The organism is Arthrobacter sp. P1_D12, assembly GCF_056406175.1.
This window is the reverse complement of record NZ_JBFUAR010000018.1, coordinates 124,161-140,978: the sequence shown is the minus strand read 5'-3', so window position 1 is coordinate 140,978 and position 16,818 is coordinate 124,161. Positions and strand designations below refer to the sequence as shown.

Below are 16,818 nucleotides of genomic sequence, written 5' to 3'. Positions count from 1 at the left end.
TCCTGTTCCTCAGGAGGACGACATGACAGATATTTCAGCACAGCATGGTTCCGCCAGCCGTTCATCCGCCCGGCGCAACTACAGCTGGCGTGTGGTGGACATTGTGGTGGCCGCGTTGATCGCCGTTGCCGGCGGCGTCATTTTCTGGGCCTGGTCCCAGGGCGCGAACCTGATCTCGACTCCGGTCAACGCGGTCTACCCGCCGTTGAGCGGACTCTACGCCGGCGGCTGGATGATCCCGGCGGTGCTGGGCATGCTCATCATCCGCAAGCCGGGCGCCGCGCTCTTCTGCGAAACCGTCGCGGCCACCGGCGAGCTCATCATGGGTTCGCAGTACGGCACCACGGTGCTGATCTCCGGCATCCTGCAGGGCCTCGGCGCCGAACTGGTCTTCGCGGCCTTCCTCTACAAGAAGTTCAACCTGCCCGTCTCCGTGCTGGCCGGCGCCGGGGCGGGCCTCTTCTGCGGCCTGAACGATTCATTCCTGCCGTGGGGCTGGAACATCGCCTACGAGGCCGGCGACAAGCTCGCCTACATCGTCTTCACGACGATCTCCGGCGCAGTGATTGCCGGCGGACTGGCCTGGCTCGCCACCCGCGGCCTGGCGAAGACTGGAGTGCTGGGCTCCTTTGCCTCCCGCAAGGCCGCCACGGAGCCCGTCTTTTCCTGAGCCCCGTCGCTGAATCCTGCAGAGAATCATGAGATCTTCACCGGGCGTCCGGCCGGCCGCCGTCACGGCCCGCGGCTGGGGCTGGCGGCATGCCGGACGGACCAGGCCCGCGGTCAGCGGCCTTGACCTGGACATCCGGCCGGGGGAGCGCGTGCTCCTGCTGGGGCCCTCCGGCGCCGGCAAGTCGACGCTGCTCCACGCCCTGGCCGGTGTGCTGGGCGACGGCGCGTCCGGCGACCCCGGCGACTCCGGCGACGCCGAGAACACAGACGAGACCGGCAGCCTCCTGATCGACGGTGCCGCGCCACGGGCGCAGCGCGGCCGCGCCGGGCTGGTGCAGCAGGACCCGGAAACGCAGGTGGTGCTCTCCCGCCTCGGTGACGACGTCGCCTTCGGGGCGGAGAACCTCGCCGTCCCGGCGGCGGAGATCTGGCCGCGCGTGCGCGAGGCCCTCGACGACGTCGGGCTGGGACAGCTGCCGCTGGACCACCCGACGGCGGCCCTCTCCGGCGGACAAAAGCAACGGCTGGCGCTCGCCGGGATCCTCGCGATGCGGCCAGGGCTGCTCCTGCTCGACGAGCCGACCGCCAACCTCGACCCCGCGGGCGTCCTGGAGGTCCGGGACGCCGTCGGCCGCTGCCTGGACAAGACGGGCGCCACGCTGGTGGTCGTGGAGCACCGGGTGGGGGTCTGGAAAGACCTGGTGGACAGGATCGTGGTGCTCCAGCCAGGGTCCGCCACGGACTCCGCGGTCTTGATTGACGGACCGCCGGACCGGGTCCTGGCCGAGGCGCGGGACATGCTCACCGGTGCGGGCGTCTGGGTGCCGGGCTACGTCCCGGCGACGCGGATGCGGACACCGGCGCGGGGCGCGGGACAGACTCTGCTCGCGGCCGACGCGCTCGCGGTGTCCCGCGAGCGGCCGCGGCGGGCCGGGCTGCGCGACGGCTTCCGCACCATCGCGCCGCGTCCGGTCCAGTCCGGGGTTTCGGTCCGGGTCCGCGCCGGCGAGGCGCTGACCATCACCGGACAGAACGGCACGGGGAAGTCCACCCTGGCGCTGACGCTGGCCGGTCTCCTGCGGCCCGTCGCGGGAACGGTCTCGGCCACGGCGGAGCTGAGCAGTCCCGCCACTGGTCACTCCAGTGGTCGCTCCAGTGGTCGCTCCAGTGGCCGCTTACGCGATGGCGCCGGACCCGATCCCTACCGGTGGAAGGCCCAGCAGCTGATCGCCAGGATCGGAACCGTCTTCCAGGAGCCCGAGCACCAGTTCGTCACCGGCAAGGTCCTCGACGAGCTCATGTTCGGCCCGCGCCACCTCGGCTACGGCGAAGACCGCGTGGACGAACTGCTGGAGCGGCTGCGGCTGACAGAGCTTGTGGACGCCAACCCCTACACGCTCTCCGGCGGCGAGAAGCGGCGCCTTTCGGTAGCCACGGTGCTGGCGGCGCACCCCCAGGTGCTGGTCCTGGACGAGCCCACCTTCGGCCAGGATGCCAATACCTGGGCCGAACTCGCCTCGTTCCTCTCCGAGCTCCTCGACGCCGGCACCGCCGTCGTGTCCGTGACGCATGACGCCGAATTCAGCGCCGTCCTCGGTGGCGCCGAACTCCGCCTCCGGCCACGGGAACCCGCAGCCGCGGACGCTCCCGGCCCGGATCTTCAGCTGCGGGAGGGAGCTTCGCCGTGAGGGACGCACTGAGCCTGCGCGGCAACCATGCGCTGCTGACCCGGGCCAACCCGCTCGCCAAGTTCACGGCGGTCACCCTGATCACCCTGGTCCTGGCGCTCTCCATTGACTGGGTGTCGGCGTCGGTGGCGCTGGCGTTCGAACTGCTGCTCCTGCCGCTGGCGGGCCTGACTGTGGCCCTGCTGTGGCAGCGCGGCTGGCCGCTGATCCTCGCGGCGGCGCTGGGCGGCTGGAGCACGGCCATCCTGGCGCCCGATTCCGGACCAGTCCTGCTCGATGCGGGGATCTGGTCCGTCAGCGCCGGTTCCCTGCAGCTGGGGATCGGCTTCATGCTCCGCGGGCTCGCGATCGCATTGCCCGCGGTGCTGCTGATGAGCTGCACCGACCCCACGGACCTGGCCGACGCCCTGGCCCAGAACGCGAAACTGCCGCACCGGTTCGTCCTGGGCACCCTGGCCGCGATGCGGCTCGTCGGAATCATGGCCGAGCAATGGCAGACCATCGGCATGGCCCGGCGGGCCCGCGGCGTGGGCTCGAGCGGCAACCCCTGTCAGCGGTTCCGCGCCACGCTGGGCCAGAGTTTCGGCCTCCTGGTGCAGGCGATCCGGAGCGCCTCGCGGCTCGCGGTGACCATGGAGGCCCGCGGGTTCGGCGGTGCCGCCCGGACCTGGGCCCGGCCCTCCACGTTCAGCGGACTCGATGCCTGGGTGCTGCTGGGCGGGCTCGGCATCGCGGCCGCCGCCGTCGCCGCGGCCCTCGGCGCGGGCACCTGGAACCTCGTCTTCCTCACGCGACAGTAGACCGGCGCCGCCGGTTATCGCATGGCGTGGGTATCCGTGTGAGATTGACGCCATTCCGGCCGGAATTGCCGTGGTTTATAAATCATGCGTGATATTTTCGGGAGCATGACTCAACCGACTGCTGAACATGTAGGCATCCTGCTCCGCGAGGCGCGCGGCGCCAAGGGCTGGACCCAGGGGCAACTCGCCGCCGAGCTGGGCACCAGCCAGAGCGCCATCGCCCGGATGGAACAGGGCAAGCAGAACCTGAGCCTGAAGATGATCCAGCGCCTGGAGGCGATCGTCGGGCACAGCATCGTCAAGGTGGGCCGGCCCCAGATGACCCACCTGCGCGTCGAGGGCGGCCGCACCCTCGCCGGCGCGGTGGACGTCAACAGCAGCAAGAATGCCGGCGTCGCGCTGTTGTGCGCCAGCCTCATCAACCGCGGGACCACCACGCTGCGCCGGCTTGCCCGGATCGAGGAAGTCAACCGGATCGTGGAGGTGCTGACCAGCATCGGCGTCGAGTGCACCTGGCTCAACGCGAACGACCTCCAGATCCGCCGCCCCGCCGTCCTGGACCTGGCCTCCATGGATGTGGAGGCGGCCCGCCGGACCCGCAGCGTCATCATGCTCCTGGGCCCGCTGCTGGACGAGGCCGACACCTACCGGCTGCCCTACGCCGGCGGCTGCGACCTCGGCACCCGCACCGTGCAGCCGCACATGCAGGCACTGCGCCAGTTCGGCCTTAGCGTGGAGGCGAAGTCCGGGTTCTACGCGGTGCAGGCGCCGCCGTCGGACGGTCACGACCGCTCCTTCGTGCTCAGCGAACGCGGCGACACCGTCACCGAGAACGCCATCATGGCCGCAGCCCACCGCCGTGGCACCACCATCATCCGCAATGCCAGCCCGAACTACATGGTGCAGGATCTGTGCTTCTACCTGCAGATGCTCGGCGTGGACATCGCCGGGGTTGGCACCACGACGCTGAAGATCACCGGCCGGCCGTCGATCGACGCTGACATCGAATACTTCCCGTCCGAGGACCCCATCGAGGCGATGAGCCTCATCACCGCCGGCATCGTGACGAACTCGGAAGTCACCATCCGCCGCGTCCCGATCGAGTTCATGGAAATCGAACTCGCCACGCTCGAGCAGATGGGCCAGCGGCTCGAGGTTTCGGGGGAGTACTTTGCCCGCAACGGCCGCACCCGCCTGGTGGATGTCACCACCAAGCCTTCGGAGCTGCGGGCGCCGGAGGACAAGATCCACCCCATGCCCTTCCCCGGGCTGAACATCGACAACCTGCCCTTCTTCGCGGTGATCGCCGCCAACGCCCACGGCCAGACCATGATCCATGACTGGGTCTACGAGAACCGGGCCATCTACCTGACCGAGCTCAACAAGCTGGGCGCCCAGGTCCAGCTGCTCGATCCGCACCGCATTTACGTCAACGGGCCCAGCAAGTGGCGGGCGGCCGAGGTGGGCTGCCCGCCTGCCCTCCGCCCCGCCGCCTGCCTGCTGCTGGCCATGCTGGCGGCCCGTGGCGTCTCGGAGCTGCGGAACATCTATGTCATTGAACGCGGCTATGAGGACCTGGCCGAGCGGCTGAACACCATCGGGGCGAAGATCGAGTATTTCCAAGACTGAGCCCCGCGTTGGTGTGGGGCGTTTCGGCGGATCCTGACGCACAATAGATTCATGCGCACCTTCGGCGTGGAGGAAGAACTGCTGATAGTGGACCCCGAATCGGGGATGCTGCTTGCCCTCGCTGAGCTCATGCTGCCGAGTCTGGTGCCGCCGCAGCAGGAAGCCGCCAGGGTTCTCCCGGCACAGAAACCGGTCCACGAAGGCGCCGACTTCAGCTACGAGCTCAAGCTCGAACAGATCGAGACCCAGACGCATCCGTGCCTGGAATACACGGAACTGCTCCGGCAGCTCAGGCGTGGCCGGTCCCTTGCGGACCAGGCCGCCCGGGCGCACGGCGGGCGCGTCGCGGCCCTGGCCACGTCGCCCCAAGGCTCAGCCACCCACCTGACGCCGAATCCGCGCTATATGACCATGCAGCAGCGCTTCGGGCTCACCGTCCGGAACCAGCTGACCTGCGGCCTCCACGTCCACACCTTTGTGGAGTCCCCGGAGGAGGGCGTGGCGGTAATGGACCGGATCCGCGACAAGCTGGCCGTGCTGATAGCACTCAGCGCGAATTCCCCCTACTGGAACGGGGCTGAGACCGGATTCGAAAGCTACCGCACCCAGGCCTGGAACCGCTGGCCGGGCTCGGGTCCCACGATGATCTTCGGCAGCCTGCCCGTCTACCGCCGCGTGGTCACCCGGCTGGTCGAAAGCGGCGTCCTGATGGACGAGGGGATGGTCTATTTCGACGCACGGCTGGCCCGTCAGCATCCCACCGTGGAGATCCGGGTCGCGGATGTCTGCTTGCGGGCCGAAGATGCTGCCCTGATTGCCGTGCTGGTGCGCGCCCTCGTGGAGTCCGCCGCGCGGGAATGGAACGAAGGCGTCGATCCCGCCCCGGTGCCCACGCTGCTGCTGCGGATGGCCGCCTGGCAAGCCAGCAATTGCGGACTGCGCGGAGAGCTCCTGGACTTCGGAACCTTCACCCCGGCCCCGGCCGCGGACGTGGTCAGGGCGCTCGTGGACTTCGTGGCCCCGGTGCTTGAGGAACAGGGCGAGCTGGAGCTGGCGCGCGAGGGCGTTGAGCGGATTCTGGCAGAGGGCACCGGTTCGCAGCTGCAGCGCGGCCCGTTCCGGGCCGGCGGCCTGCCCGCCGTCGTCGAGCGGGCCATCGAACTGACCACCCAGGGGCCCGTCACCGAGGGGCCGGCAGACAATCGTTCGGCCCTGGGCCGGTTGCGCCCGGCCTGACCGGGAGCCCGAGGCAGTGCAGGGCAGGGGCGGAAGCCCCTAGACCTGCTTGAGCGCCTGGCCGAGGTCTCGGATCAGGTCCTCGACGTCCTCCAGCCCCACCGAAAGCCGAACCACGCCGTCGCTGAGCCCGATCGCCGCGCGGCCTTCCGGGCCCATCGCGCGGTGCGTGGTGGTGGCCGGGTGCGTGATGAGCGTCTTGGCATCGCCCAGGTTGTTGGAGATGTCGATGATCCGCAGTGCGTCCAGGAGTGCGAACGCGGCCTGCTTCGCCGTGCGGCCGGGGGAGGGCTGCAGTTCCAGGGTGAGCACGGTCCCGCCGGCCTTCATCTGCTGCACTGCGAGCGGGTACTGCGGGTGGGACGGCAGCAGCGGGTACTTTACCCAGCCGACCGCAGGCTGTCCCTCGAGCCATTCGGCCAGCCGCAGCGCGGAGGCCGAGGAATGGTTGACGCGCAGGGCCATGGTCTCCAAGCCCTTGGTGAGCACCCAGGCGTTGAACGCCGAAAGCGCCGGACCGGTGTGCCGCATGAGCTGCTTGACGGGCCCGTCGATGAATTCCTTGGTGCCCAGGATGGCCCCGCCCAGGACGCGGCCCTGGCCGTCGATGTGCTTGGTGCCGGAGTAGACCACCACGTCCGCGCCGAGGTCGCCGCAGCGCTGGAGCAGCGGGGTGGCGAAGACGTTGTCTACCACCACCGTGGCGCCGGCCGCGTGCGCCAGTTTGCTCACGGCGGCGATGTCCACGATTTCCTGCATCGGGTTCGACGGCGACTCGAAGAACACCGCCGTGGTCGGCTCGGACAGCGCGGATTGCCACTGCTCCAGGTCCGGGCCGTCCACGAAGACCGTCTCGACTCCCCAGCGCGGCAGGATTTCGTTAAGGATCACGAAGCACGAGCCGAACAGCGAGCGGGCCGCGACCACCCGGTCGCCGGCCGCCAGCAGCGCGCCCAGGGCGGTGAAGACGGCGGACATGCCGGACGCGGTCGCGAAACACGCCTCCGTTCCCTCGAGCAGCCGGAGCCGCTCCTGGAAGGTGGCGACGGAGGGGTTGCCGTAGCGGGAGTAGACGAAGCGCTCGTCCTCCCCGGTGAAGGCGCGCTCGGCGGCGGCCGCGGACTCGTAGACGAATCCTGAGTTGAGGAAGATCGGCTCGGTGGTTTCCTGGAAGCCGGTGCGGTCAAGGCCGCCACGGACAGCCTGGGTGTCGGCCGCCCAGCCGGCGGCGTCGGGATTGAAAGTCACTTAGATCTTTCCGAGGTTGGTGGGCAGGCCGCGGTTCTTCCAGCCATTGACGGTGCGTCCGCCAAAGCGGTCGGTCTCGCCTTCGAAGCCCTCAAGGACGTTGTACGAGGTGTAGCCGGCGGCCGTCGCGGCCGTCGCGGCGGCGATCGACCGGGCACCGGAACGGCAAAGGAACACCAGTTCGACGGCGGTGTCCGCCGGCGCCCGCTGCCTTAGCTGTTCCACGAAGTGCGGGTTCGGCATGCCGCCGGCGAGGTTCCACTGGATGAAGAGCGGATCGCTGCGGCTCTCGCCCGCGGCCGCGGTGTCCGGGATGCCGATGTGGGCCCATTCGCCCTCGGTCCGGACATCCACCAGGATGGCTCCGGCCTCCAGCTTGGCCCACGCCTCCTGCGGGCTGAGGTCTCCGGCGTAGCTCATGCGTGGCCCGCGAAGGCCCCGTCGGCGCCAAATTCGTCGGCGTCGAGCTCATCAACCGCATTGGCCACGGCGGCGTCCGCACTGGCAATCGCGGCCGGCAGGACCAGCGCCTGCGCCACGATCACGGTGCTTCCGTTGAAGCTGGCGGCGGGGCTTCCATGCAGCACGTAGCCCTCGGCCAGGGCGGCTGACACCCGCTCGCAAAAGGCGCGGTCATCCGCGCCGGTGAACAGCCGGTAGGCCAGCCTCTCCTCGCCGGGTGCTGAACCGGGTGTGGCTGTTGTGGGTATTGACGTCTCGGGCACGACGGATCTCCTCTTTCACGCTTGCAGCTCGAATTCTCGAATGCCGAGTATTCACCTGAGGCACCCCGCCGCGAAAGGGAGGGTTGCCGACCGGCCAGTCAGGGCTTGGCACCGGTTCTCATTACTCCCCAAAAACGTAACACCTGCGACGCCGGCCCGCACGGCCGCCGTCGTCATGTTCCGTAACCGGACCGCGGCCCGGGCGAGTAGTGGCGGGCTCCAGTTTCGGGTACAGCCCACTCGTGTCTGCCGGGACGTGTCGCCGTCTACTGGGGGGATTAGGTCCGACGCGTCGGCCGGAGCTGCAGGTGATTCGAGCAATGTGTGAATCGAGCAGTCCCGGAATCGACTCGTCTGTCCATCAACAAGCTGTCTGGGAATCGGTGGCTGGAACGGTCGGAGCCGCAGCCGCGGTCCGGCCGGTGACGGCGGAATGGAGCAATCGTGGGCCCGCGCATACTCGTTACCGGGATTACAAGCGCCGCCGGACGGGCCGTCGCGGCCCAGCTCGAAGCCCGGGGCCTCCCGTACCTCGGCACCGACGCCCGCGCCGACACCCGCCAGGCCGGGGAGGCTCCCGCCGCCGCGGTCAGGCTCCTGCCGGCTACGAACCCGGACATGGTCCTGGACCTGCGCCGGGTGGTGGACCGCGAAGCCATCAACGTCATCATTCCGACCCTCACCGTGGAGCTCCCGCTCCTGGCCGCGGCCCGCGCCGGATTCGCCCAGGACGTGCGGATCATCGTGGCCGACCCAGCCGCGGTGGCCCTCGCCAACGACCACCTGTTCACCACCTGGGCGCTGCAAGCCGCCGGCATCCCGGTGCCCCGGTTCGCGGTTCCGGGCGACCTCGCCGCCGCGCCGGCATCCCTCGCCGGCCTCAGCGGCCCCGTGGTGGTCAAGCCGCGGGTCTTCAAAGGCTCCCATGGTGTCCACCTGCTGGCCGGAACCGACTCCGTTAGCTGGAAGAACATGCCGGCGGGGCAACTGGTCCAGGAATTTATCCCGGGCGCCGACTATGTGTGCCTGGTGTTCGGCACTCCGGCACGCAACGCGATGGCGCCGGTGGCGGTGGTCCTCGAGAAGACCAGGACTCCGTATGGACGCGCCGGCAGCGACGAGGTCAGCCGCAGGGTGCCGGCGAACCAGGCCGGGGATGTGCGCAAGCTGGGCCTGGCCGCCGTCCGCACGCTCGGGCTGGCCGGGCCGGTCCAGGTCCAGATCCGCCGCCGCACCGACGGAACGCCCGTGGTGCTGGGTGTCTGCGCGACCCTGGGGGAGAACAGCACCTGGGCCCCGGAAATGCTCGACGCCGTGCTCGCAACGTTCATGCTCCCGGCGTTCAACCCGGCCTCGTTCCGCCGGTGCCCGGCAGTGCCCGCGGACGCCCTGGGGTGAGCGTTGCTATTCGATGGTCGCGAAGAGGGCGTTGAGTTCGGCAGTGAGCTGGCGCCGGAGTTCCGGGGTGCCGATTTCCTGCCCGTCGATGTGGTTCACCGGGGCCAGGAGCCGGATGCTGGAGATCAGCCAGACCGCGTCGGCGTCCAGCAGGTCCTTCGGCTCCAGCGGGCCGTAGCCCAGCTCCCAGCCGGCGGCCTTGGCAGCGGTGAACAGGGCGCCCTGTGAAGTGCCGGGCAGGATGCCGCTGTCCAGCTGGGGCGTGATGAGCCGCCGGACGGTGCGGACTCCGCCGGCGCCGTCGTCCGAGGTTTCCAGGTGGGCCAGCAGAACGGTCGACGTCGGACCCTCCAGCACCCTGCCGTCCGCGGACGTGAAGATGACGTCGTCGGCGCCCTGCCGGTGGGCGTAGCGCAGCGCCGCCATGTTCACGGCGTAGGAAAGGGTCTTGGCGCCGAGCAGGAGCCACGGGGCGCGCTCGCCAACTTCACTGTCGTAGCCGCGGTCGAGCAGGATGACGTCGATCCCGGTCTCGCGCTGCCGTCGTCCCGCGGCGGCCGGGGCGGAGGCCTGGACCCAGCACGTGGGGGCAGCCGCGCCCTCCGGCCCGCGGGTGACAATCAGCTTCACCACCACCTCGTCCTGCTCCGCGCCGCCCGCTGCAGCCGCGGCGGGGTCCTGCCCGCGGAACTCGCGGATGGCGGTTTCCACCGCCCGCCGCCATGCATCCTCGGCGGGGATGTCCAGCTCCAGAAGCCGGGCCGAGCCCGCCAGCCGGGTCAGGTGCGCCTGGATCTTGCGGGGCCGGCCGCCGACGGCCAGGAGGGATTCGAAAACGCCGTCGCCGCGGGTGGCGCCCAGGTCCGTGGCCATCAGCTGCGGCTGCGACGCGTCGGCAACGCGGCCGCCGTCGAACGCCGGGTCGAGGAAGACCAGAACGGTCGCGGGCGCAGGAACAGGGGCAGGAGTGGTCATGGCTAAAGCTTAGTCTCGGTGGTCGCGGGATAGGATTTGGTCACTGCCCGTTCGGAACTGTTCCGCGTGGCTTGTACGTTGAGGGGTTCGCCTGTGCTGTGGCCATTTCCGCTGGCGGAGACTTTACCGTCCTGGGCGATTCTGATTTTGACGGTGATCGACTTCGCCATCCGGGTGCTGGCACTGGGCATCATCCCCGGAAACCGGCGGCCCACCACCGCGATGGCGTGGCTGCTGGGCATCTTCATCGTGCCGACCATCGGCCTGCTCCTGTTCCTGCTGTTCGGCAACTTCCGGCTCTCCCGCAAGCGCCGCGCGCAGCAGGACGCGGTCAATACCCGAGTGCGCGCCGGGACCTCGGAACTGGCGATGCTGGAAAGCCGCTACGCCGGACCCGAATGGGTGGCTTCCGCCGCGGAACTGAACAAGACGCTGGGCTCGCTGCCGATGGTGGACGGTAACCAAGTGGAGCTGCTGCCCGGCTACCCCGACTCCATCAAGGCGATGGCCGCGGCGGTCCGCGGCGCAAAGTCCTTCGTCAACGCCGAGTTCTACATCATGAGCTCGGACCACGTCACGGACGATCTGCTGACCGCGCTGGAAGAGGCCGCCGAGCGCGGCGTCGAGGTCCGTGTCCTGTTCGATCACCTTGGCACGCTTCGCATCAAGGGCTATCGCAAGCTGATCGCCCGGCTCAAGGCCAGCAAGATCCGCTGGCGGCCCATGCTGCCGCTCAACCCGCTGCAGGGGCAGTGGCGCCGACCGGACCTGCGCAACCACCGCAAGATCATGGTGATCGACGGCGAGATCGCCTTCACCGGATCGCAGAACCTGATCGAGCCCTCCTACAACAACCCCAAGCACCGCAAGATCGGCCGTGAATGGGTCGAGCTGATGGCCTGCCTGCGTGGACCGATCGTCACCACGCTCAACGTCGTCTTCGCCACGGACTGGCTCAGCGAGACCGACGAATCCATTGAGGAACAGCTCTCGCACCGGCCCGAACTGCACGCCGGCAACATCACCGCCCAGGTGGTGCCCAGCGGCCCCGGCTTCATCACCGAAAACAATCTGCGGCTCTTCAACACGCTGATTTACTCGGCTCAGCGCAAGATCTCGATCTGCAGCCCGTACTTCGTCCCGGATGACTCGCTGCTGTATGCGGTGACGACGGCGGCGCAGCGCGGCGTCGACGTCGAACTCTTCGTCTCGGAAAAGGGCGACCAGTTCCTGGTCCACCACGCCCAGCAGTCCTACTATGAGGCGCTGCTTGAAGCCGGGGTGCGGATCTACCTCTACAAGGCCCCCTTCGTGCTGCACGCCAAGCACTTCACGATCGACGACGACGTTGCCGTGCTGGGTTCCAGCAACATGGACATGCGCTCCTTCTCGCTGAACCTGGAGGTCTCCGTGATGCTCCTAGGGGAGGACATCGTGCGGCGGATCAGCGCCGTGGAGGACACCTACCGGGGCATTTCGCGCGAACTTACGCTCGAGGACTGGATGAAACGTCCGATGGGCGTCAAATACGTGGACAACGTCGCGCGGCTGACGGCCACCCTGCAGTAGCCGGGGGCGGCGGGACAGCCGACTCAGCCCGTGGGAAAGCCGGCGCCGAGCGCCGAGAGGACACCGAACGCTTTGGTCCGGATTTCCTCGTACTCCTCCTGCGGGGTCGAGTCGGCGGTGACAGCGCCGCCGACGCCGAGACTCAGTTCCGCGGCACCCTCGCCGGGGGCGCTGACCACGAGGGTCCGGATTGCGACGGCGAGATCGGCGGCCCCGTTCAGGGAGAAGTAGCCGATCGCCCCGGAGTACACGCCGCGCGGCGCGGCCTCCAGCCGGTCCAGGATGGCCATGGTGCTGACCTTCGGGGCGCCGGTCATCGAACCCGCGGGGAAACAGGCCGCGACCGCCTCGGCCCGCGGCATCCCGGGCCGCAGCCGGGCATCGATGGTGCTCACCATCTGGTGCACGGTGGCGTAGCTCTCGATCGCGCACAGCCGGCTGACGGCCACCGAACCCGGGACGGCGAAATGGCTCAAGTCGTTGCGCAACAGGTCCACGATCATGATGTTTTCCGCCCGGTCCTTGGCCGAAGATTCCAGTTCCTCGCGCAGCGCGGCATCCGTGCCTGGGTCTGTGTCCCGGCGGCGCGTGCCCTTGATCGGCTCGGCCCGCATCCTGCCGTCCGCGGCAATCTGCAGGAACCGCTCCGGCGACGTGCTCGCCACGGCGAGCCCGCCGAACCGCAGGAAGCTGGCGAACGGGGCCGGGTTCCGGCGCCGCAGGTCCAGGTAGGCCGGCCACGGATCCACGCCCTGAGGCCCCGCGGGCGAGGCAGCCGTGAGCACCGTGGTCAGGCAGACCTCGTAGGTGTTTCCTTCCGCGATCTCACGCTGGGCCTCGGTGACCTTCGCCTTGTAGCCGGCTTCCGTGTCCCGGGCGGCGAAGCGCGGGGCGGTGGTTTGCGGGGCGGTGGGTTGCGGGGCGCTGACACGCTGGGCCGGGGAGGCGTGCGCGGCCCCGGGCGCCGGCGCGGCCGCGGTGACGGCCGTGCGTGCCGCCTCAAGCCAGTCCCCGGCGTCGGGTGAGTCCAGGGTCAGCAGCCAGGCTGTGCCCTCGGCATGGTCAAGGACCACGGCACGGCCGGCGAAGATCAGGCAGGCGTCCGGGGTGGTGGCGGTGACGTCGTTCCCGCCGGTTTCGCGCTTGAGCTCGTAGCCGAGGTACCCGAGCCAGCCCAGGGTGAACTCGCACGGGTAGGCCTCAGGTGCGCGGAGCGCGCGGCTGCCCCACACGCCGTCGAGCCAGCGGAAGAACGGGCCATCGGTGGTCACGGTGGCCTGGCCCGTGCTGACGCGGGTCCGTCCGGAACTGTGCCGGACGGCCTGGCCGAAGCGGCCGCCGTCGTCCGCCAAAATGCTGAAGCGGCTCCGCTCCGCGGCCTCCGGGGCCAGTCCTGCCGGGTCCAGGGAGGAGTCGAGCCACACGGCGTTGGGTGAACCGCCAAAGAGCGCCGCAAACAGCTGCCCGGCCTCGGGCCGGGCCTCGACCCGTTCCGCCAGCAACTGCAGCCCGCGCCGGGCGGCGAGTTCGGGCAGCAGGGCGGGGGCGACGGCGGGAAGGTACTGAAGGGCTTGCAGGACGTCGTCCGGGGCGGTGCCGTCCGCCAGGTTGAGCACGTGCACATCAGCGCGGGCCGGGACGTCATCGGCCGCCAGCCACTCCGCTTCCTGCGCAGCCCACTGGTCCCAAAACGGTTCGTAGGTGTCGCCGTCCCGGGCCAGCGCCCGGGCCCGGCGGTCCGCGTCGGAGGAGTCCGCCCAGATCACGGCGTCCAGCAGGGGCACTGCGGCCGCCGCGCCGGCACCGACGCCCTCCACCAGGACGATTTCGGCCGGGCGTGTGGTGCGGGCCTCGCCGTCGTAGTGCCGTGCCCAGTCCCAGCTGACCCATTCCGCGTTCTCCCCGCGCCGCAAGGGCGAAAGCACGGTGCTGACGTAGCGTTCGATCCCCGCCGCCAGCCCGTTCCAGCCGGGATAGATGTCCTCGAGGTGGAAGAGCGAGACCTTGTGGTGCTCCCTCAACCGCGCCGCCAGTTCGATGGCCAGGGTGGTCTTGCCGGAGCCGGAGCGCCCGTCGATTGCGATGATGACGGGTGCGGGGCTCATGAAATAGAGCGTACCGGCTGCTGTGCATTGGGTTGATCACTGCCGTGATGTTGCCCGTCCTGCCGCTCAAGCTCGGTGCGTACGTGCTGCACAATCCCCGGAAGGGAGGCCCGGATGAGGTTCCAGGTGGTGTCGAAGTCGGTGTGGCCGCCGTACCACGGGTCCTCGATGCCCTGCTCCAGCGGGTCCTTGTCCGCCACGGCGGGGTCGAAGCTGCGGAGCATGCGGATCTTGGCCAGGGAGTCCCGGTCCGGTGCTGCCTGCCGGAGCCAGCCGTAGTGGTCGACGTCGAGGGCCAGGATCAGATCCCGGCTCGCGAACCATTCGGGCCGCCATTCGCGCGCCACGTGGCGGTCCGAAGCGATGTTCTGCGCCGTGAGTTTGCGCGCTGCCCGGGGATCGATGGGCCGGCCGGCCTCATACGCGGTGGTGCCGGCGGAATCGACCACGGCCCCCGTGAGGCGCTCGGCCCGGAATGCCTCCGCCAGCATAAGTTCCGCCATCGGGGACCGGCAGATGTTTCCGGTGCAGACCGCGATGATCCGGTACTGGCTCGACATTGAGGTCATAGCTAAGCATGAACGATCCCGGGCCTCTTGGCTAGCTGGCCGCCGCGAAACATTACAAAAAATGTCAACTGGCTTTTACTTGTTGTCATGCCCGGGTCCGGGTGCGGCCGGGTCCAGCCCTAGGTGCCGGACCAGCGCGTCCAGGACCGGCAGCTGGCCCTTGACCAGCCTGGACCGGGCTGCGGGCCCGGCGGTCCATTCCGCGCGGTCGATCTCGGGGAAGCTTCCGATTGTGCCGGATCCCCTCGGCCACTCCAGCTCGAAGGTGTTGCTCACGATGCGTTCGGGCTGGAAGTCCGCTTCCGCCGTGAAGACCGTGATGATCTTGCCGGAGGGCTGGCGGAAGTCGCCGAGCCGGTGGTAGTCGGCGGCGGGTGCCGGTGTGCCGATTTCCTCCGCGAACTCGCGGTGCGCGGCCGCCAGGGGGTCCTCCTCGGCGAGGTATTCCCCCTTGGGGATGGACCAGCCGCGGGCGTCCTTGCGGGCCCAGAACGGTCCGCCCATGTGGGCTATCCAGACCTCAAGCTGCGGTGTGCTGCCGGATGGCGGCGCCCCGCCGGGCGGGGATGCACTCCTTAGCCGGTACAGCAGAAGGCCGGCGCTGCGAACGGTCATGGCTCCCTCCTGCCCCAAGGGTATTCCCTCATTGCTTGAGCGGCCGCGATCAGGCCGCCGGCCCCCATAGCGCCTTGCGGAGCAATCCCTTGAGTGTCGCGATCTCCGGGGCACTGAGGCCGGCCAGGGCGTGAGATTCCGCGTCCCGCGCCGCGGCCTCGGCCCGCCGGAAGAGGGCTTCCCCCTCCGGCGTCGAGGAAACAATCTTGGCGCGCCGGTCCAGCTTCCCGGGCGCCCGGATCACCAGCCCGCGCTTCTCCAGCTCGTCGATCAGGGCCACAATCTGGCTCGGGTCCAGGCTGAGGAACTCGGCCATCTCCCGCTGGGTTGGTTCCAGCCCGCTGTTGGCCAGGGCGAGCACCGAATAGGAGCGCTCCTTGAGATCGAACGCGGCCAGGGCGCGGTTGTTCAGGACCGACCCGCCGGCATGCAGCTTGGCCAGCAGGAAGCCCGCGTCCAGGCTGATGGTTGCCGCCGTGAGCTTCTCCGCCGGCTCGGTGCCCGGCCCGTCGTCAACTTCGGTCGCCATGCCCAACTCCAATAGTCCAAAAAATAAATCGTTGACTTTTTCAACTATCCATATTTTCATGGATACAGAACAGCATCCCACGCCGCGGGGCCGGATGCACAAGGCAGCTAGCAAAGGAGCGGCAATGAGCCTGTCAGGAAAAGTAGCAATCGTCACCGGAAGCGGACGGGGCCTCGGCCTGGCCTACGCCCGGGAACTGGCCCGCCAGGGCGCCGCCGTCGTCGTCAACGATGTGGACGCCGAGGTCGCCGCCGACGCTGTCCGGACGATTCAGTCCGACGGCGGCCGCGCMGCCGCCGTCGTCGCCCCGGTGGGCAGCTCCGACGTCGCCAAGAAGCTCGTGCAGGCAGCCGTCACCGAGTTCGGCAGGCTGGACATCCTGGTCACCAACGCCGGCATCCTGCGGGACAAGAGCCTGCAGAAGATGACGGACGAGGACTTCGACGCCGTGATCAACGTCCACCTGCGCGGCACCTTCACCTGCGCCCGGGAGGCCTTCGGCTACTTCAAGGAGCACGGCATTCCCGGCCGCATCATCACCATCGGCTCCCCGACAGGCCAGCGCGGCAACTTCGGCCAGACCAACTACGCCGCCGCGAAAGCCGGAATCGTGGGCATGGTGCGCACCTGGGCGCTGGAAATGAAGAAAGCCGGCGTCACCGCCAACGCCGTCATTCCCGTGGCCGCCACCGCCATGACCAAGACCGTCCCGTACTTCCAGAAGGCCGTCGAGGCCGACGAGCGCGGCGAGACGATGCCGGCCTTCTTCCGCCACGACCTCGGGTTTGGCACGGCCGGCGACGTCGCCGGGCTGGTGGCCTTCCTGGCCTCCGACGCTGCCGCCGGCGTCACCGGCCAGGCAATCGGAGCGGGCGGTGACCGGCTGCAACTCTGGACCCACCCCGACGCCGCCGCCACCGAATACCGCGAGGGCGGCTGGGGCTACCAGGATCTCGTGGACAACTTCGGCGCGCTGTTCGGGGACAAGCTGCAAAGCGTGGGCGAGGACTTCCTGCCGCTGCCGGCGGAACTGCAGCCCGAACCGGCCGAGGTCCGCTGA

16 protein-coding genes and 1 riboswitch are annotated in these 16,818 nt (G+C 69.2%); of the genes, 8 read left to right on the top strand and 8 right to left on the bottom strand.

The window, feature by feature from the left end:
* Positions 1-22 precede the first annotated feature (22 nt).
* The 5 genes from AC1DZV_RS14745 to AC1DZV_RS14725 all read left to right on the top strand — a co-directional run bounded on the left by AC1DZV_RS14745 (position 23) and on the right by AC1DZV_RS14725 (position 6,025).
* Positions 23-670: an ECF transporter S component gene (locus AC1DZV_RS14745; RefSeq protein ID WP_028275391.1), complete on the top strand. Its 648-nt coding sequence runs from the start codon at positions 23-25 to the stop codon at positions 668-670.
* Between the two features lie 28 nt (positions 671-698).
* Positions 699-2,360: an ABC transporter ATP-binding protein gene (locus tag AC1DZV_RS14740; RefSeq protein ID WP_476954001.1), complete on the top strand. Its 1,662-nt coding sequence runs from the start codon at positions 699-701 to the stop codon at positions 2,358-2,360.
* On the top strand, positions 2,357-3,160 hold the full coding sequence (locus AC1DZV_RS14735) for an energy-coupling factor transporter transmembrane component T family protein (RefSeq protein ID WP_476951955.1): 804 nt from the start codon (positions 2,357-2,359) through the stop codon (positions 3,158-3,160). Before AC1DZV_RS14740 ends, AC1DZV_RS14735 begins: the two co-directional genes overlap by 4 nt.
* A gap of 105 nt (positions 3,161-3,265) precedes the next feature.
* Positions 3,266-4,789, top strand: a complete 1,524-nt coding sequence (locus AC1DZV_RS14730; protein ID WP_028275394.1) for a UDP-N-acetylglucosamine 1-carboxyvinyltransferase — start codon at positions 3,266-3,268, stop codon at positions 4,787-4,789.
* Positions 4,790-4,840: 51 nt separating this feature from the next.
* Entirely contained in the window at positions 4,841-6,025 is a 1,185-nt protein-coding gene (locus AC1DZV_RS14725; protein WP_476951956.1) for a glutamate--cysteine ligase 2, read from the top strand.
* Positions 6,026-6,064: 39 nt separating this feature from the next.
* Here the strand turns inward: AC1DZV_RS14725 and AC1DZV_RS14720 are convergent, their stop codons facing one another.
* The 3 genes from AC1DZV_RS14720 to AC1DZV_RS14710 are packed head-to-tail and all read right to left on the bottom strand — an operon-like array spanning position 6,065 to position 7,998.
* The gene (locus tag AC1DZV_RS14720; protein ID WP_459385794.1) at positions 6,065-7,273 is read right to left on the bottom strand and encodes an O-succinylhomoserine sulfhydrylase; all 1,209 of its coding nucleotides are present in this window, start codon (positions 7,271-7,273) and stop codon (positions 6,065-6,067) included.
* Positions 7,274-7,693, bottom strand: a complete 420-nt coding sequence (locus tag AC1DZV_RS14715; RefSeq protein WP_476954000.1) for a rhodanese-like domain-containing protein — start codon at positions 7,691-7,693, stop codon at positions 7,274-7,276. It lies immediately after the preceding gene.
* The gene (locus AC1DZV_RS14710) at positions 7,690-7,998 is read right to left on the bottom strand and encodes a DUF1737 domain-containing protein (RefSeq protein WP_476951959.1); all 309 of its coding nucleotides are present in this window, start codon (positions 7,996-7,998) and stop codon (positions 7,690-7,692) included. The genes AC1DZV_RS14715 and AC1DZV_RS14710 overlap by 4 nt, the downstream gene beginning before the upstream one ends.
* Positions 7,999-8,010: 12 nt before the next feature.
* A riboswitch (SAM riboswitch) is annotated at positions 8,011-8,124 on the bottom strand.
* 318 nt (positions 8,125-8,442) lie between these two features.
* Between AC1DZV_RS14710 and AC1DZV_RS14705 the strand changes: the two genes are divergently transcribed.
* Positions 8,443-9,396, top strand: a complete 954-nt coding sequence (locus tag AC1DZV_RS14705; protein WP_476951960.1) for an ATP-grasp domain-containing protein — start codon at positions 8,443-8,445, stop codon at positions 9,394-9,396.
* A gap of 6 nt (positions 9,397-9,402) precedes the next feature.
* Here the strand turns inward: AC1DZV_RS14705 and AC1DZV_RS14700 are convergent, their stop codons facing one another.
* Positions 9,403-10,371, bottom strand: coding sequence for an aminodeoxychorismate lyase (locus AC1DZV_RS14700; RefSeq protein ID WP_476951961.1), 969 nt, complete (start codon positions 10,369-10,371; stop codon positions 9,403-9,405).
* Between the two features lie 93 nt (positions 10,372-10,464).
* Between AC1DZV_RS14700 and cls the strand changes: the two genes are divergently transcribed.
* Complete coding sequence (cls, locus tag AC1DZV_RS14695) at positions 10,465-11,940, top strand: cardiolipin synthase (RefSeq protein ID WP_476951962.1); 1,476 nt, start codon at positions 10,465-10,467, stop codon at positions 11,938-11,940.
* Positions 11,941-11,963: 23 nt separating this feature from the next.
* Here the strand turns inward: cls and pabB are convergent, their stop codons facing one another.
* The 4 genes from pabB to AC1DZV_RS14675 all read right to left on the bottom strand — a co-directional run bounded on the left by pabB (position 11,964) and on the right by AC1DZV_RS14675 (position 15,758).
* Positions 11,964-14,045, bottom strand: a complete 2,082-nt coding sequence (gene pabB / locus AC1DZV_RS14690) for an aminodeoxychorismate synthase component I (RefSeq protein ID WP_476951963.1) — start codon at positions 14,043-14,045, stop codon at positions 11,964-11,966.
* Positions 14,042-14,614 (bottom strand): low molecular weight protein-tyrosine-phosphatase, encoded by a 573-nt coding sequence (locus tag AC1DZV_RS14685; RefSeq protein ID WP_476951964.1) that lies wholly within the window; start codon positions 14,612-14,614, stop codon positions 14,042-14,044. Before AC1DZV_RS14685 ends, pabB begins: the two co-directional genes overlap by 4 nt.
* A gap of 75 nt (positions 14,615-14,689) precedes the next feature.
* Positions 14,690-15,229: an NUDIX hydrolase gene (locus AC1DZV_RS14680; protein WP_476953999.1), complete on the bottom strand. Its 540-nt coding sequence runs from the start codon at positions 15,227-15,229 to the stop codon at positions 14,690-14,692.
* A gap of 49 nt (positions 15,230-15,278) precedes the next feature.
* Positions 15,279-15,758, bottom strand: a complete 480-nt coding sequence (locus tag AC1DZV_RS14675) for a MarR family winged helix-turn-helix transcriptional regulator (RefSeq protein WP_476951966.1) — start codon at positions 15,756-15,758, stop codon at positions 15,279-15,281.
* Positions 15,759-15,882: 124 nt separating this feature from the next.
* On the opposite strand from AC1DZV_RS14675, the gene AC1DZV_RS14670 reads away from it, so the two are divergent.
* Positions 15,883-16,818 carry an SDR family NAD(P)-dependent oxidoreductase gene (locus tag AC1DZV_RS14670; protein ID WP_476951967.1) on the top strand — a complete coding sequence of 312 codons (936 nt, stop codon included), beginning with the start codon at positions 15,883-15,885 and terminating at the stop codon, positions 16,816-16,818.

Bases quoted from the DNA above. Each gene is read 5' to 3' on its own strand.
- AC1DZV_RS14700 (WP_476951961.1), bottom strand. From the start codon at position 10,371: ATGACCACTCCTGCCCCTGTTCCTGCGCCCGCGACCGTTCTGGTCTTC.
- AC1DZV_RS14675 (WP_476951966.1), bottom strand. From the start codon at position 15,758: ATGGCGACCGAAGTTGACGACGGGCCGGGCACCGAGCCGGCGGAGAAG.
- pabB (WP_476951963.1), bottom strand. From the start codon at position 14,045: ATGAGCCCCGCACCCGTCATCATCGCAATCGACGGGCGCTCCGGCTCC.
- AC1DZV_RS14685 (WP_476951964.1), bottom strand. From the start codon at position 14,614: ATGACCTCAATGTCGAGCCAGTACCGGATCATCGCGGTCTGCACCGGA.
- AC1DZV_RS14725 (WP_476951956.1), top strand. From the start codon at position 4,841: ATGCGCACCTTCGGCGTGGAGGAAGAACTGCTGATAGTGGACCCCGAA.
- AC1DZV_RS14745 (WP_028275391.1), top strand. From the start codon at position 23: ATGACAGATATTTCAGCACAGCATGGTTCCGCCAGCCGTTCATCCGCC.
- AC1DZV_RS14730 (WP_028275394.1), top strand. From the start codon at position 3,266: ATGACTCAACCGACTGCTGAACATGTAGGCATCCTGCTCCGCGAGGCG.
- AC1DZV_RS14715 (WP_476954000.1), bottom strand. From the start codon at position 7,693: ATGAGCTACGCCGGAGACCTCAGCCCGCAGGAGGCGTGGGCCAAGCTG.
- AC1DZV_RS14740 (WP_476954001.1), top strand. From the start codon at position 699: ATGAGATCTTCACCGGGCGTCCGGCCGGCCGCCGTCACGGCCCGCGGC.
- AC1DZV_RS14680 (WP_476953999.1), bottom strand. From the start codon at position 15,229: ATGACCGTTCGCAGCGCCGGCCTTCTGCTGTACCGGCTAAGGAGTGCA.